Annotated in this window: 12 protein-coding genes and 1 pseudogene; 6 read left to right on the top strand and 7 right to left on the bottom strand. The window is 63.5% G+C overall.

The features are described 5' to 3' along the window. The 4 genes and pseudogenes from H0W47_RS16010 to H0W47_RS15995 form a co-directional block, all read right to left on the bottom strand. Positions 1-147 (bottom strand): annotated as a pseudogene (locus H0W47_RS16010) (ABC transporter permease); the annotation flags it as partial. Continuing rightward, positions 147-1,211: an ABC transporter permease gene (locus tag H0W47_RS16005; RefSeq protein WP_296926186.1), complete on the bottom strand. Its 1,065-nt coding sequence runs from the start codon at positions 1,209-1,211 to the stop codon at positions 147-149. The gene H0W47_RS16005 and the pseudogene H0W47_RS16010, both read right to left, overlap by 1 nt. Further along, complete coding sequence (locus H0W47_RS16000; RefSeq protein WP_296926185.1) at positions 1,198-2,838, bottom strand: ABC transporter ATP-binding protein; 1,641 nt, start codon at positions 2,836-2,838, stop codon at positions 1,198-1,200. The genes H0W47_RS16005 and H0W47_RS16000 overlap by 14 nt, the downstream gene beginning before the upstream one ends. Before the next feature lie 67 nt (positions 2,839-2,905). Then, positions 2,906-3,838 carry a LysR family transcriptional regulator gene (locus H0W47_RS15995; RefSeq protein WP_296926184.1) on the bottom strand — a complete coding sequence of 311 codons (933 nt, stop codon included), beginning with the start codon at positions 3,836-3,838 and terminating at the stop codon, positions 2,906-2,908. A gap of 78 nt (positions 3,839-3,916) precedes the next feature. On the opposite strand from H0W47_RS15995, the gene xdhA reads away from it, so the two are divergent. Both xdhA and xdhB read left to right on the top strand, forming a co-directional pair. After that, complete coding sequence (xdhA, locus tag H0W47_RS15990) at positions 3,917-5,488, top strand: xanthine dehydrogenase small subunit (RefSeq protein WP_296926183.1); 1,572 nt, start codon at positions 3,917-3,919, stop codon at positions 5,486-5,488. Positions 5,489-5,613: 125 nt separating this feature from the next. After that, positions 5,614-7,881, top strand: coding sequence for a xanthine dehydrogenase molybdopterin binding subunit (gene xdhB / locus H0W47_RS15985; protein ID WP_296926187.1), 2,268 nt, complete (start codon positions 5,614-5,616; stop codon positions 7,879-7,881). Positions 7,882-8,008: 127 nt separating this feature from the next. Here the strand turns inward: xdhB and H0W47_RS15980 are convergent, their stop codons facing one another. Beyond that, on the bottom strand, positions 8,009-9,190 hold the full coding sequence (locus tag H0W47_RS15980) for an FAD-dependent oxidoreductase (protein ID WP_296926181.1): 1,182 nt from the start codon (positions 9,188-9,190) through the stop codon (positions 8,009-8,011). Between the two features lie 77 nt (positions 9,191-9,267). Between H0W47_RS15980 and H0W47_RS15975 the strand changes: the two genes are divergently transcribed. The 3 genes from H0W47_RS15975 to H0W47_RS15965 all read left to right on the top strand — a co-directional run bounded on the left by H0W47_RS15975 (position 9,268) and on the right by H0W47_RS15965 (position 12,000). Beyond that, entirely contained in the window at positions 9,268-9,870 is a 603-nt protein-coding gene (locus H0W47_RS15975) for a TetR/AcrR family transcriptional regulator (RefSeq protein WP_296926179.1), read from the top strand. A gap of 176 nt (positions 9,871-10,046) precedes the next feature. After that, entirely contained in the window at positions 10,047-11,057 is a 1,011-nt protein-coding gene (locus H0W47_RS15970; protein ID WP_296926177.1) for a phosphotransferase, read from the top strand. A 31-nt stretch (positions 11,058-11,088) separates the two neighbouring features. Next, entirely contained in the window at positions 11,089-12,000 is a 912-nt protein-coding gene (locus tag H0W47_RS15965; protein ID WP_296926175.1) for a hypothetical protein, read from the top strand. A gap of 45 nt (positions 12,001-12,045) precedes the next feature. Here H0W47_RS15965 and H0W47_RS15960 read toward each other — a convergent pair whose 3' ends face one another. Beyond that, a complete protein-coding gene (locus tag H0W47_RS15960) occupies positions 12,046-12,384 on the bottom strand; it encodes an antibiotic biosynthesis monooxygenase (RefSeq protein ID WP_296926172.1) in 339 nt (112 codons plus the stop codon). A 98-nt stretch (positions 12,385-12,482) separates the two neighbouring features. Here H0W47_RS15960 and soxR point away from each other — a divergent pair, with 98 nt between their 5' ends. Continuing rightward, positions 12,483-12,950 (top strand): redox-sensitive transcriptional activator SoxR, encoded by a 468-nt coding sequence (gene soxR / locus H0W47_RS15955; RefSeq protein ID WP_296926169.1) that lies wholly within the window; start codon positions 12,483-12,485, stop codon positions 12,948-12,950. A 348-nt stretch (positions 12,951-13,298) separates the two neighbouring features. Here soxR and H0W47_RS15950 read toward each other — a convergent pair whose 3' ends face one another. Further along, complete coding sequence (locus H0W47_RS15950) at positions 13,299-15,584, bottom strand: PAS domain-containing protein (RefSeq protein ID WP_296926167.1); 2,286 nt, start codon at positions 15,582-15,584, stop codon at positions 13,299-13,301. Positions 15,585-15,761 lie beyond the last annotated feature (177 nt).

Here is a 15,761-nt window from a genome sequence, read left to right as displayed (position 1 = left end):
ACCGGCGATGGCGGCGCAGAGCATCATGCCTTCGGCGCCCAGGTTGACGATGCCGGCTTTTTCGTTGATCAACAGGCCCAGCGCGGCAATCGCCAGCACCGTGCCCGCGCTCAGGGTTGCGGCAATGAGCAGTGCGGTGGAGTCCATCAGCGAGCTCCCTTGCGGAAAGTGATGCGGTAAGCGATGAGCGTGTCACAGGCCAGCAAGCTGAACAGCAGCAGGCCCTGGAACACCCCGGTCAATGATTTGGGCAGGCCCAGGCGCGACTGCGCCAGCTCACCACCGATGTAAAACATGCTCATCAAAATGGCCGAGCACACCATGCCTGCCGGGTGCAGACGCCCGACAAACGCCACAATGATCGCGGCAAAACCGTAGCCGGCCGGTACATAAGGCGTGAGCTGGCCGATAGGTCCCGCCACCTCCAGCGCCCCGGCCAGGCCGGCCGCCCCACCCGAGGTCAACAGCGCCACCCACAAGGCCTTGCGCGATGAAAAACCGGCATAACGCGCCGCCGCCGGCGCCAGCCCACCGACCTGCTGGGCAAAACCCGCGTAGGTGCGAAACAGGAAGACCCACAGCGCTGCTGCACCAGCCAGGGCAATCAGCAGGCCGATGCTGACGCGCGATCCGCTCATCAGGCGCGGGACCTGCGTCACCGCCTCAAAGGTTTTGGTCTGCGGAAAGTTGTAGCCCTGCGGGTCCTTCCACGGGCCGAACACGAGATAACTGAGCACCATGTCGGCCACATACACCAGCATCAGGCTGACCAGGATTTCATTGGCGTTGAAGCGGTCGCGCAGCAGCGCGGTGATGCCGGCCCAGAGCATGCCGCCCAGCACACCGGCGGCAATGATGGCCGGGATGATCCAGGGCCCGGTTGTCTTGTCGGCCAGCAACGCCACGCCACCGGCCGCCACCGCCCCAATGACAAACTGGCCTTCGGCGCCAATGTTCCACACGTTTGAGCGAAAACACACGGCCAGCCCGAGCGCGATGATCAGCAGCGGCGTGGCCTTAACCATCAGCTCGCCCAGCGCGTACGGCGATTTGATCGGCTCCCAGAAAAACACCTGCAGGCCGCGCACCGGGTCTTTGCCCAGCGCCACGAACAAGCAAACACCAATCAGCACGGTGATGGCCAGCGCCAGCAGCGGCGAGCCGAAGGTCCACAGGGGGGACGGCTGGGGCCGGGCTTCAAGCTTGAGCATGGCTGGCTCCCGCTGACTTGTCGTTCCACAACCCGCTCATCCACTGCCCCACCAGCGCCACCGTGGCGTCGGCACGCGGCAAGGAAGGCGAAAGCTGGCCCTTGGCCATCACGTACAGGCGGTCGCAGATGTCGAACAGTTCTTCCAGCTCCTCGCTGACCACCAGTACGGCGCAACCGCCGTCGCGCAGCTTCAATATCTCGCCGCGTATCTGTGCGGCCGCCCCGACGTCCACGCCCCAAGTCGGTTGCGAGACGATCAGCAGCGTCGGATTCGCTCCGATCTCGCGCCCGACAATGAATTTTTGCAGATTGCCTCCCGACAGCGACTGCGCCGCTGCACCCGGCCCACCGGCCTTGACCTTGAAGCGCTCGATGATGTCGGCGGCCTGCGCGCGCAGGACGCGCAACTGCAGCCAGCCACCACGGCCGACCGCGTTGCGGCGCGTGAGCAGCAGGTTGTGCGCCAGGCTCAGCGCCGGCACCGCACCCCGGCCCAGCCGTTCCTCGGGCACAAAATGCAGGCCCAGCGCGCGGCGCTGCGCCGGGTGGAGCTTGCCCACACGCTGACCTGTCACCTGCACGCTGGCCGCATCGCCCCGCGTGTCTTCACCCGACAACGCATACAGCAGTTCCTTTTGCCCGTTGCCCGACACACCGGCGATGCCGACCACCTCACCGGCACGCACCGCCAGACTGATGTGTTTCAGGTCCATGCCGAACTGGTCTTCGCGCGCCAGGCTCAGCTCACGCACCTCCAGCACGGTGGCGCCCAGTGCCACCTCGCGGTGCTCCAGCGCCGGCGGCTCAGCGCCAATCATGAGCCGGCTCAAGGAGGCATTGGACTCCTCGCGCGGGTCGCACACCCCGGTGACCTTGCCGCCGCGCAGCACGGTGCAGGCGGTGCAGAGCTCGCGTATCTCATGCAGCTTGTGGCTGATGTAGAGAATGCTGCAGCCGCCCGCAGCCAGCTGGCGCAGGGTGACGAACAGGTTCTCCACCGCCTGCGGCGTCAGCACAGAAGTCGGCTCGTCAAGAATGAGTAGCTTCGGATTGGTCAGCAGCGAGCGCACAATTTCAATCCGCTGGCGCTCGCCCACGGCCAGGGTGTGCACCGGCCGCGTCGGCTCCAGCTGCAAACCATAGGCTTCACTGGTGGCGACGATGCGGCGCGACACCTCCGCGAGAGTAAAGTCCCCCCCCAAAGCGTCGCTTTGCGCCGCCTCCCCCCGGGGGGCGCCGGTCTTGGGGCGGCCCGGCGCCCGGTGACTTTTGTCCAGTCCCAGCCAGACGTTCTCTGCCACCGTCAGGGTGTCGAACAGGCTGAAGTGCTGGAACACCATGGCGATGCCCAGCGCGCGCGCCTCTTGCGGGTTGCGCACCGTCACGCTGCGGCCATCGATCCGCATGCTGCCGGCATCGGGCTTGACCGCGCCGTAGATGATTTTCATCAACGTCGATTTGCCGGCGCCGTTTTCGCCAAGCACGGCGTGGATCTCGCCGGGCTGGACCGTTAGCGACACATCGCTGTTGGCCACCACGGCCGGGTAGGCCTTGGTGATGCCAGTGAGCTGAAGGCGCGGTGGCGCGCTAGCATCTGCCGGGGCAGAGGAGGTGGAGGTAGTCATTGTCTCGTGTGGAATAGTTTTTATAGATGTTTTAGGGCTCTAGCCCTTAGCTGGTATGCATTAGCAGCTATTGTTTTTGTAGCGAGGCCGCCACGGTCTTGGCCCGTTCACGCAACCACTTGGCCGAAGCGGAGGCGTGTGTGCGTTCATGCCAAAGCTGGTAATACATCATGGGCGGGAAGTCCACCGGGCAAGGCAGAATTTTCACAGGCAGCGTTTGGGCAAACCGTTCGCAGTACTGCCGCCCGGTCGTCAACACCAGCAGGCTCGAAGCGACCATGGCCGGGATCAGGCCGAAATGCGGGCAGCGCGCGCTGATGTTGCGCTGCAGGCCCAGGCTGTCGAGATGCAGGTCAATCACGCCCTTGGCGCCCGGGTGGGTCGGCGTGGGCGCAATGTGTTCAGACGCCAGCCAGGTGGAGCTGTCCCAGCCGCGCCGCACCGCCGGGTGGTTGGCCGCAACCAGGCAGACCACCTCGTCGCCAAACAGGCGCGCCATGTGCAGGTCGTCCGGCGGCGCCGGCCAGTTGCCGATCACCAGATCAACCTCACCCTGCGCCAGCCGCGCGCGGTAGTCAAAATCGCCGGACAGTGCGTGGATGTCAATCTGGCACATCGGCGCCTGGCTCTTGATCTGCGCCACCAGTTGCGGCAGAAACTGCGGGTCCATGTAGTCGCTGCAGGCCAGGCTGAAGGTGTGGGTGGCGGTGGCCGCATTAAAACCGCGCGCATCACTGAACAACACCTCGGCGGCCCGCAGTATGCTGGCCGACGGCTCGATCATGCGCAGGCCGGCGTCAGTAGGCACCATGCCGGCGCCTGAGCGCACCAGCAAGGGGTCACCGGCCAGATCGCGCAGGCGCTTGAGCGCTGCGCTGACGGCAGGTTGATACATTCCCAGGCGGATGGCGGCGCGTGAAACGCTGCGTTCGGTCAGCACGGTGTTCAAGACCCTTATGAGATGGAGGTCTATCTTGTCGAATAAGGCCTGGTCTTTCATACCTTTTTGTGCATCGCACCGATATGACGACGGGTATACCGGCCTCGAACGATTGGGTTTACCCTAGTCAACATGAACATGTCATCACCTCTCAACATCATTCGATTCGTCAGGGGGGGCCAGCTGGTCTCGCTTGTCAATGTACCACCCAGCCGCACGCTGCTGGAGGTGCTGCGCGAGGACTTGGGGCTCACCGGCACCAAGGAAGGTTGCGGCGAAGGCGACTGCGGCGCCTGCACCGTGGTGGTGGGAGAAGCGGTCGATGGGAAGATTCAGTACAAGGCTGTTAACAGCTGCATCAAGCTGGCGCATTCGATAGACGGGCAGGCGCTTTGGACCGTGGAAGACATTGCCCCCACGCTTGTCGCTTCGCGTACTTCGCTGCCCCCCGAGGGGGCGCTGCGCCTGCGGCCCGGCGAAGCCGGTTCCGCGGCCCCGGCTGGCAACAGAGAAAGGTTTGAACCAACACTGCATCCTGCGCAGCAGGCCATGGTGGACTGTCATGGCTCCCAGTGCGGATTTTGTACTCCAGGCTTTGTCATGAGCATGTTCGGCATGTACCAAAACCATGTGTGTCAGGGCCGAACCATCACGCGCGAGCTGGCGCAACAGGAGCTGTCGGGCAATCTGTGCCGCTGCACCGGTTACCGGCCTATTTTTGACGCGGCGCAGCAGATGGCCGCGCTGCCTGCTGGACGCATTGATGAGGCTAACTTGCTATCAAAAATGGAGCTACTCGCGCCCGTTGGACGGGGGCCAGAGCCCGATTTGCCCTATAAATCTCCACGCACGCTGGCAGAACTGCTGGCGGTCCGCGCTGCGCATCCCGGTGCGCAACTGGTGGCAGGCTGCACCGACGTCGGCCTGTGGGTGACCAAAATGCACAAAGAGTTCAGCCAGGTGCTGGACGTGACACGGGTCGAAGAGCTGCGGCGCATCGAGCGTTACCCGCATCACATCGCCATAGGCGCGGCCGTCACGCTGAGCGACGCCTTTGCCGCTCTGGTGGCTGACCGACCGCAACTGCAGACCTTTGCCAACCGCTTTGCTGGTCTGCCGGTGCGCAACGCCGGCACCTTGGGCGGCAACGTGGCCAACGGCTCGCCGATTGGCGACTCCATGCCGCTGCTGATCGCGCTGGGAGCCAACGTTGTGCTGATGAGTACACGCGGCCACCGCGAGATGCCACTGGAGCTGCTCTACACCGGCTACCGAAAAAACGTGATGGCGCCCGACGAAGTGCTGGCCTGGATCAAGGTGCCGCTGCCGGAAGCGGAGGAAGTGCTCAAGGCTTACAAGATCAGCAAGCGGTATGACGACGACATCTCCGCCGTCTGCCTGGTGGTGAACCTGCAACTAGCCGGTGGCAAGGTTGCGAAGGTCAGCATAGGCGCAGGCGGTGTGGCCGCCGTGCCGGCCCGCGCCGTGCAAACCGAAGCCTTCCTGCGCGGCAAGGTGTGGACGCAAGCCACCGTGCTTGAAGCCATGCAGACGCTGCGAGACGAGTTCCAGCCTCTGAGCGACATGCGCGCCTCTGCCACCTACCGCAGCGAGGTACTCGGCAACCTGCTGCAGCGCTTCTGGCTTGAAAGCCAGGGTATGCAGCAGATCAACCTGGAAAGCTTCCTGCTCGAGGAGGCACAGGCATGAACAAGCGCGACAGTGACTTCACGGCCACAGAAGGCGGCGGTCCCGGGGGCGCGGCTGATGCCGGCGAGCGCAACATCGCGCCCGCAACCCACTCGCCGCACGCCCCCGCCACGCCCGGCCCGGCCATGGGCGTGTCGCGCCCGCACGAAAGCGCACGCGCCCAGGTGGCGGGCAGCGCGACGTATGTTGATGACATTCCCGAGGTCAAGGGCACGCTGCACGCGGCGCCGATTCTTTCGACCGTTGCACATGGCCGCCTGCGCGGTGTCGATACCAGCGCTGCGCTGGCCCTGCCCGGCGTGCGCGGCGTGGTGCTGGCGGCCGACATCCCGGGTGACAAGATGCTCGCCACCTTTGTCGGTGACGAGCCCATCTTCGCCACGGGCACCGTGCAACACATCGGCCAGGTCATTGGCCTGGTGGTGGCCGACACCGTGATGCAGGCACGTCGCGCCGCGCGGCTGGTCAAACAAAACATCGAGGCGCTGCCCGCTCTGCTCGGCCCGCGCGCGGCCCACGCCGCGCAGAGTTACGTACTGCCCAAGGTCGTGGTGCGCCGTGGCGAGCCCGAAGCCGCTCTGAAAAAGTCAGTACACACACTCACGGGTCAACTCGAAGTCGGCGGGCAGGAACACTTTTATCTGGAAGGTCAGGTCGCCTACGCCCTGCCGATGGAGCAGGACCAGTGGTGGATTTATTCCAGCACCCAGCACCCCGGCGAAATCCAGCACTGGGTGGCACATGCGCTGGGCATTGAGAACAACGCCGTCACGGTGGAGTGCCGGCGCATGGGCGGCGGCTTCGGTGGCAAAGAGACGCAGGCCGGCCACATGGCCGTGTGGGCCACGCTGGCAGCGCGCAAGTTCAAATGCCCGATCAAGCTGCGGCTGGACCGGGACGACGACTTCATGGTCACCGGCAAGCGCCACCCCTTTGCCTACGACTACAGCGCCGGCTACGACGACACCGGCCTCTTGACCGCGCTGCAGCTCACCATGCTGGCCGACTGCGGCTTCTCGGCCGACCTGTCCGGCCCGGTGGCCGACCGCGCCATCTTTCACGCCGACAACGCTTACTTTTTAAGCGACGTTGAAATCACCTCGCACCGCTGCAAAACCAACATGCAAAGCCACACCGCCTTCCGCGGCTTTGGCGGCCCTCAGGGCGTGATCGTCATCGAGGCCATTCTTGGGGACATTGCGCGCAAGCTGGGTCTGGACCCGTTGGATGTGCGCATGCGCAACCTCTATGGCGTCGGTCAACGTGATGTGACCCACTACCAGATGAAGGTGGAAGACAACATCCTCGCCCCACTGCTATCAAAACTGGAGCAAACCTCGCAGTACCGTCGCCGGCGCAAGGCTATTTCGGCATGGAACGCGAAGAGCCCGGTTATCAAACGTGGCATTGCCATCACACCGGTCAAGTTCGGCATCAGTTTCACTGCCACCTTTTTCAACCAGGCCGGGGCGCTGGTGCATGTGTACACCGATGGCAGCGTGCAGGTGAACCACGGCGGCACCGAGATGGGCCAGGGTCTGAACACCAAGGTGGCGCAAATCGTCGCCGACGAATTGGGTGTGCCGTTTGAGCGCGTGCGCAGCACGGCCGCCGACACCAGCAAGGTGCCCAACGCATCAGCCACTGCCGCCAGCAGCGGTACCGACCTGAATGGCCGCGCCGCGCAATACGCCGCCCGCAACGTGCGTGACAACCTGGCATCCTTTGCCGCCGGACTGGACGGCTGCGGCGCTGGCGCCGTACGCTTTCAGGGCGGCAAAGTCATCTCGCCTAAAGCGACGCGCAGTTTTGACGAAGTGGTCAAAGCTGCTTATGCCAACCGAATCCAGCTCTGGAGCGACGGCTTTTACCGCACGCCGAAAATTCACTACGACAAGACCACCCTGACTGGCCGCCCGTTTTACTACTTCAGCTACGGCGCCGCCTGCAGCGAAGTCGCCATCGACACCCTGACCGGCGAAAGCCGCGTGCTCAAGGTCGATATCCTGCACGACGTCGGCACCAGCATCAACCCGGCCATCGACATCGGTCAGATCGAAGGCGGCTTTGTCCAGGGCATGGGTTGGCTCACGACAGAACAACTGTTGTGGAATGACAAAGGCTTGCTAACGACCCACGCCCCCAGCACCTACAAAATCCCCGCCACCGGCGACATCCCCGAACACTTCAAGGTTGACCTGTGGCACGAAGCCAACCCCGAAGACAACGTAGGCGGCAGCAAAGCCGTCGGCGAGCCGCCCTTCATGCTGGCGATCAGTGTGTATGAGGCGCTGCGGGAGGCGGTGGGGGCGGTGAAGGCTGGGAACGAGCTGGTGGTGATGGTGGCGCCGGCTACGGCAGAAAATGTACTGAAGGCCGTCAAGTATCGGTAAGGTTTGATTGCCGTTAGTCAAGCGATGCCCGTCTTCGACGAGATGCGACCGTCATGGCCAGGTGCTTTCGGCCAGCAGCGGACGTCGCCGCATACGAGCAGACGTTCCGATCCAATTGCTCCCGCAGTTACCGATACGCGAGGCCGGACAGCTGCCAGGCCAGCTTGCGCCGGACGTTCGGAATGCGGGCCACCAGTGAAAGCAGCACGTTGCGCAGCCCGCGAAGGGCGCGCGGCGCGGTGGCCATGCGGGTCAGCCGATCTGCCAGTGTGAGCACCTGTTGCGCGATGGGCCTGCGCCGGGCTTCGTAGGCGTCCAGCGCGCCATCGTCTCCCGCCAAGGCAGAAACCAGGGCCTCACCCAGCGCTACGGCGTCCTGAATGCCGATGTTCATGCCCTGGCCTCCCGCGGGGCTGTGCACGTGGGCTGCATCGCCTGCGAGCAGCACCCGTCCCTGGCGGTAGGCGGCAGCGATTCGATGGTGGACCCGAAAGCGGGAGCCCCAAAGGACCGCCCGAACCACGGCCCGCGTGGCCTTCGGTCCGCGAGTGTCCAGCAGGGCTTGCACATAGGCCGCATCCGGTTGCTCGGGGGCGTCATCTACAGTAGCGACGATACGGTGGATCCCACCCGGCAAAGGCGCCACCACAACCATCCCCTTCGGCGAGAAGAATAAGATCACCTCGTTCTCTGGAACGGCCCCGTTTGCACCCAGCCTCACGTCGGCCAGCACGAAACTCTCGCCGTAGGTGCCGCCCTCAAATGCGATCCCGGCCTGCTGGCGCACCACGCTGTGCATGCCGTCGGCGCCCACCATAAAGCGGGCCTGAACCTGGCTGCCGTCGCTCAGGGTGGCGTGGACGCTGATGTCGTCCTGCGAAAACGACTGCAGCGAACACGGGCGCCGAACTGTTGCGCCCAATTCGCTTGCACGCTCCAGCAGCACGGATTCGGTCACGGCCTGAGACACCATGAGCGTGTACGGGTACACAGTCGGCAGGCGATCGAATTCGATCGGCACCAGGATGCGGTCGCGGTCGCGGACCGTGAAGCGCTTGGCATGCAGCCCAAGTGCCACCAGACGGTCCGACACGCCGAGGGGCTCGAGCAGCTCAAGGGTGCGCGCATGAACAACTGCGGCGCGCGAGGTGTTCGCGCCTTCCGCCTGGGCGTCGATGATGAGCGTTTTCACGCCTTGTGCGGAAAGCGCAGTGGCGAGCGCAAGGCCGGTGGGGCCCGCTCCGACGATCAGAACGTCGGTCTGCGCGGCAGGAATTTGGGCTTGGATTTCGGCTTGGATCTGGGACATGGCGTCGTCCTTTCGGTTTGGGTTAATATGTCAACAAGCGTTGATTATTGCGCCGACCCGATGAAAGTCAACACGCGTTGAAAAATAAACCTTCTAGCAAGCCAAACTTTCCGGCAGAGCCGCCGCTGAAGAAGTCGGACCGCACACGGGCCGCTATCCTCGAAGCGGCCCGGTCGCTCTTTGCCGAACGCGGCTACGACGGCACCACGGTCAGGGAGGTCGCGACTGCTGCTGTTGTCGACCCGGCCCTTGTCATCCGCTATTTCGGGAGCAAGGAGGAGCTGTTCGTGCGCGCCACCGAGTTCGAGCTGCACTTGCCGGACGTCGCGGCTATGAAAGGCAGCAACGAAGGCGAGGTGCTGGTCCGCCACTTCTTCGAAATTTGGGAGCTGGGGCCCTCTGCCACGGCGATGACCATCCTGCTCCGCTCTGCCGTCACGAATGACGCGGCCGCGGAGAAGATGCGGGAGATGTTCAGGCAGCAGGTGTTGCCTGCGGTCGCACGTCATGGCTCACGGACCACGGCCTCCATGCGGGCCGGGCTGATCGCTACTCAAATGCTGGGGCTGGCCCTGTGCCGCTATGTGCTGAAGCTTCCGGGTATTGCCTCGGCGACGCCAGAGGAGCTCACGGCCACCTTGGCGCCGACGGTTCAGGGCTATCTGTCAGGCAAGAAATGACGGAATAGGCGAGAGCAACTACCAAATTCATAGCTGTTTGCGCATATGCAGCGAGGGCTGGAGGCCGATTTGGCTTGCAACCTACCCTCCCGCTGTCACTTTCTGCTGGCTGAGGCCGCACATCGCCCGGGCGTGGCAGAATCGCCCGCCCAGCCAAACACAAAAAAGAGACAGTCATGAACCTTGCCATCGCGCAGTCCACCCCAACAGGGGCCGCCATTGGCGCCCTAGTCTCGAAAGCCTATGCCTTTGGAGACGTTGTCGAATGCGAACTCCTGCGGCGCAGCTTCAATCAGGTCTATGGACTCAAATTTGCCGACGGGCGTCGGGCTGTGGCGCGCCTGAGCGCCGAACGGCCAAGAGGCGCACCGATGATCGAGTACGAAGCCGCCCTGCTTGCGCACCTGCGCGCGCGCAATGTGCCGGTGGCCAACTGCCTTCCCACGCGCAACGGTGCCGTCGCCATGATGGTGACGCTGCCCGAAGGCGAGCGCCCCCTGATGCTGTTCGAGTACCTGGATGGTGAGATGACCGGCGACGCACTGCCGGATGTTGAAGCTTTCGGGCGCGGGCTCGCTTTGCTTCACGTCGCCGCCGACGATTTTGTGGCCACCACCAGTTACTTTGCGCTGGACCTGAACTACCTGCTTGAGTCTCCGCTGCGGCTGTTGCTGACAGCCCCGACGATGACTGAAGAACTGCGAGCCGAATTCACTGAGCTTGGTAGCCGCCTGCACCAACGCATCTCCTCGATGGAAGGCCTGACACGCGTGGTCTGCCATGGAGACTCGCACGGCCAGAACAACTTCGTGTCAGCAGGCAAGGGCGACGAGCGTATTGCTTCCTTCTTTGACTTTGACGACGCCGGACCGGGCTATCTTGCCTTTGATCTGGCCGTGTATGCATGGCACATGCATCCGCGTACGGTCAGCGGGAAACTTGACGAGAAAGCGCTAACCCGCTGGCAACACTTCATCGCTGCCTATCGAACGGAGCAGGCCATCACCGCCGCCGACCTGCAAGCGATTCCGTTCTTCATGGCCGTGCGCCATTTCTGGCTGCTGGGCGAGTGCGCCGGCCGGATTCCTGTTTGGGGTTCGCAAGCCATGCCGACGGCCTACCTTCGGAAGCAGGTGGAGATGCTGACGAATTGGGAGACATTGACCCTTCCCGAATCAAACGCTTAGTCATAGACTCAAGGGCATACTGAGGTCATCCATGCTCACCCCAGTCCATCTGCGCGATCTTCTCGTCGAGCCCACCCAGCACCCTCGCGACCAGGCACACCTCAGCGCCGCGAGCGGACTGGTGCGAGTGGGTCGATGGCTGTACGTGGTGGCTGACGACGAGCATCACCTCGGCATGTTGGAGGCTGACGAAGGCGCTGCGCAGCGGGTGCAGCTTCATCGCATCCTGCCCGGCGACTTGCCCGAGAGCAAAGGCAAGCGCAAGGCGCTCAAGCCCGACCTGGAAGCGCTGGCCCTGCTGCCCGCCATGCCGGGGCATCCGCATGGCGCCCTCCTCGCTCTGGGCTCGGGCTCCAAGCCGAATCGGCAACAGGCCTTTTTGATAAGCCTCGACGCCGACGGCAAGCCAGGCGCAGCCGCTCGCAGCATAGACCTGACAGAGCTGTACCAGCCACTGCGCGCAGAGTTTGCAGACCTGAACATCGAGGGCGCGTTTATCGCGGGCCAGCACCTTCATCTGCTGCAGCGCGGCAACAAGGGTGACGGCAGAAACGCCTGCATTGAGTACGCGTGGGCAGACATCCAGACCTGGATCAGCCGCGCACAAGCCAGCCCATCCCGCGCACACCGCATTACCGAATTTGCGTTAGGCCAGGGGGGCGATGTGCCCCTGGGCTTTACCGACGGCACACCGCTGCCCGGTGGGGGTTGGATGTTCAGCGCCGTGGCAGAAGACACCAGCGACAGCTACAACGACGGCGCGTGCGCAGGCTCGAGCATCGGCTGGGTGGGCGGCGATGGGAAATTGCAGCGGCTGGAGCCGATTGAAGGTGCCCCCAAGGTTGAAGGCATCGCGCTGGTCGGTGACGGCCGGCTGTGGATGGTGACGGATTCGGATGATCCGGAAATTGCGTCACAGTTGCTGGCGTTTGAACTGGATTGAAGCGGATATCGCCGTGACAGCGTCGCGCCACCCTGCGCGTGAGACTCAGGCCTTGCTATAGAGCCCCGAGTCGCCGCGCACTCCCAGCTTCTTGCGAAAAGCCTGTTGGTCAAAGGCTTCACTGGCAAGTTGCTTCAGCACAACAGCCTGGCCGGCGGCCAAGGCATCGGCGCTGGCCCATTCGACCACCGTCACCACATCAAATTCGCTGCTGTCACCGGTTTGCGTCAGAACATGTTTTTGCAGGCAGCCCGGCAGGCTGCACAGGGTTTGCTGAACCTGGCGAACCCGCTCGACAAACGCCCCCATCGACTGCGAGGGCACGACAAACTTGTCAACGCGGAAGACGGATGTGGAAGCACTGTGCAGGGATTCAGTGGTCATGGAAATACTCCTTTGATTAGACAAGCCGAATGCTTGCGGAAACACGAGCCTAAAACCTCAAGTAAAGTTGAGGTCAAGCACTTTTTCAAGGACAACCCATGGACAAGCAACTGGAACAGGCCGGCATTTTCCCCACCCTCTCGGTGGGCGACATGGCGCGGCGCAGCGGTGTGGCGGTATCCACGCTGCACTTTTATGAGAAAAAGGGGCTGATCAGCAGCAGCCGCACCGAGGGCAACCAGCGCCGCTATGCGCGCGAGATGCTGCGGCGCGTGGCTTTTGTGCGGGTTGCGCAGCGCGTGGGCATTGCGCTGGCCGACATTGAGGCGGCCCTGTCCACCCTGCCCGCCCGGGCCGCGCCCAGCCGTGCCGACTGGGCACGTCTTTCGGCCGCATGGCGGGCCAACCTCGACGAACGCATGGCGCAGCTCAAAAAGCTGCGCGACACGCTGGACGACTGCATTGGCTGCGGCTGCCTGTCAATTGATAAATGCCGGCTGCGCAACCCTTTTGACAAGCTCGGCGACCAGGGCGCAGGCCCGCAGCGCCTGTGGATCACGCGTTAGGACAATATTGACCCATCCAGGACTTTGCGGTCACAAGCGTTCTGAGTCAATGAAACAGCAGAGGGTACCCATATCGCTACTGGGCCACGCTGGACTGCCCCAACTACGGCGCCCCGCGCTATGTGAGCGAGACGCTGCGCACGCGCTTCTAGTACCGCAACACGGAAGTAGCAAGACGAAATGAAAGTGATGGATTCGTGCCCGAGGCAAGGCGCAAGCCGCAAGCCGCAGCGAAGGCTGTGCGCCTTCGCAAGGGTTGCAACGACGCCATGGGTGCGAAGGTGCGCTTTCATGTTTCGATACTTTCGGGTTGCGGTACCGGGGAAACACGGCTGCCGCCGCAGCGGCTCAAGCCAGATCGCGCGCGGCCTTGTCGATGGAGGACAACAAGTCTTGCAGCGCGTCAAGGTCGGCGGGCTTGACCAAGTGATGGTCGAAGCCGGCCTCTCGCGAGCGGCGCAGATCGTCGTCCTGGCCCCAACCCGTGAGTGCGACGATGGTCACCGGATGACCCGGGTAGCCGCTGCGGATGGCACGCGCAACGTCGTAGCCGTTCATGCCGGGCATGCCAATGTCAAGCAGGACTACCCTGGGCTGGAAACTTGCAAACATGTCGAGCGCTTCTACACCGCCGCGTGCCACGCGTACTTCGGCGCCCAGCAAGTCCAGGACCATGGCCAGGCTGTCGCCGGCGTCGTGGTTGTCGTCCACCACCAGCACACGCATTAGCGCAAGTTCTCCGGCCCTGCCAACTGCCACAGGCTCGCCGCCTGGCACGACTGCCGCCAGCGGCAGGCGCACCGTGAACTGGCTGCCTTGACCCACACCGCCGCTGTGGGCGTCCAGGCTGCCCCCGTGCATCTCGGCCAGGCGCCGTGACAGGGCCAGCCCGATGCCCAGCCCGCCCTGGGTGCGCGCGCTGTCGCGGTCACCGCGGCTGAACATTTCAAACATGCGCGGCAGCACGGCGGGGTCGATGCCGATGCCATTGTCAGACACGGTGACAGCAACAACATCAGCTTGTACCTGCGCACGCACGGCCAGGCGCCCGCCGGACTCGGTGTACTTCACCGCGTTGTCCAGCAGATTGGATAGGATCTGCACCAGGCGCACGTCATCGCCGTCGAGCCAGACCGGCCCGTCGGGCAGTTCTACCACCAGCTCATGGCCTGCCGCCTGAACCAGCGGGCTGGCCGTTTCCACCGCATTGCGCACGATAGCGGCGAGCTCGACGCGCTCATGGCGCAGCGACAGCGTGCCGCGGCTGATACGCGATAGTTCCAGCAAATCGTCCACCAGCCGCACCAAGTGATTGACTTGACGCTCCATCATCGCGTGGATGGGGGCGGACCGCTCATCACCCTGCGCATTGCGGCGCAACAAGGCCAGTGAATTACGCAGGGGTGCAAGCGGGTTGCGCAGTTCATGCGAGAGTGTGGCCAGGAATTCGTCCTTGGACCGGTCTGACTCGGCCAGCCGCGCCGCCTGCTCGCGGATGGCCTGGTCAGCGGCTTGTCGCTCGGTCACGTCCCGCGTGGTCCCGGCCACCGCCACCACCTTGCCTTCGGCGTCGAACACCGGGGCAAAGATGTAGTCGTAGATGCGCCGCCCGCCCGTGCCGGTGAAAGGGATCTCGCCGCGAATCGGCGCACGCGAATTGATGACCTGGTCGAGCTCTCGATCGTGCATGTCTGCATGCCACTGCTCGTAGCCCAGATCCATCCACGTCTTGCCGCGCACATCGGACACGCCCCAGGTTTTCAGCAAGGCGTCGTTGGCGTACAGGGCGCGATGGTCAAGGCCAAACACGTAGACGAAGTCAGGCGTGCTGTTGAGCGCGGTTTCATAGATGCGTCGCTGGCTTTCGGACTTGGCAATCAACTCTTCCTGTCGGGCCTCCATGGTTTTCTGGTCCGTCACATTGCGAAAGTAGACCGAGATGCCCTCGGGCGCAGGAAAAGTCGTGACCTCGTACCAGCGGCCCTGATTCGCGTAGAACGCCGTGAATGACGACTTCTCGCGCTGGTGCATGGTGCGGTGGTAAGCGCGCTCGAACTCCGTGCCTTCCAGCCCGGGATAGGTCTCCCACAACACCTTGCCTTGCAGAGAGCCAGGTTCGCGGTCAAGGATGCGGTGGGCTTCGCTGTTCACATAGTTGAAGCGCCACTGGCGGTCCAGTGTGAAGAAGCCTTCGGTGATGCTTTCGAGAATTGCGACAGCGTCGCTGTTGGCCTTGGCCGTAGCGTCCTCCACGCGGTGGATCAGGAATTCAAGCTCGCCCTTGTCATTGAGCACGGGTGAATTGATCGGTGCCCAGTAGCGCTCCTCGAAGCCTCCACCCTCTTCCGGGGGAAGCTGCACGTCGTAACGCTGGACGGCCATGGTGTGCGGCGTGCGCGTTGCCATGACGCGCTCCAGTGAGGCCAGCAGATTTTCGACGCCACTGTCGTCCTCGGCGGCCGGGTTGCCGGGGAACACTTCAAACAGGGAACGCCCGAAAATTTTCTCTGTCGTGTGGGTGATCCGCAAATAGTCTTCGCTCGCCGCCATGATCGTGAAGGCTGGATCAGTCTTCAAAACCAGAAGCGGCCCGGGGATGTGGCGAAAAATTCGCCTGATATCGCTGCTGGTCACGGCTGTAGGACAAGTGAATTCAGGCACCTGAGGACAAATAGACTCCGAAGGCTAATGCAAAAGCGGCGCAAATGTTTGTCAGACGATGCAGACAATTTGACACTTTCTGGTGCATCGTTGGGTGCATGCAACGCCCCCCTGGCTTGTTTTCGGTTCAGCCCAGGCAGCGCGGGCCAC

Source organism: Polaromonas sp. (assembly GCF_013817205.1).
Taxonomy (GTDB): Bacteria; Pseudomonadota; Gammaproteobacteria; order Burkholderiales; family Burkholderiaceae_C; genus Polaromonas.
The sequence above is the reverse complement of the archived record's forward strand: the minus strand, read 5'-3'. Positions and strand labels throughout refer to the sequence as shown.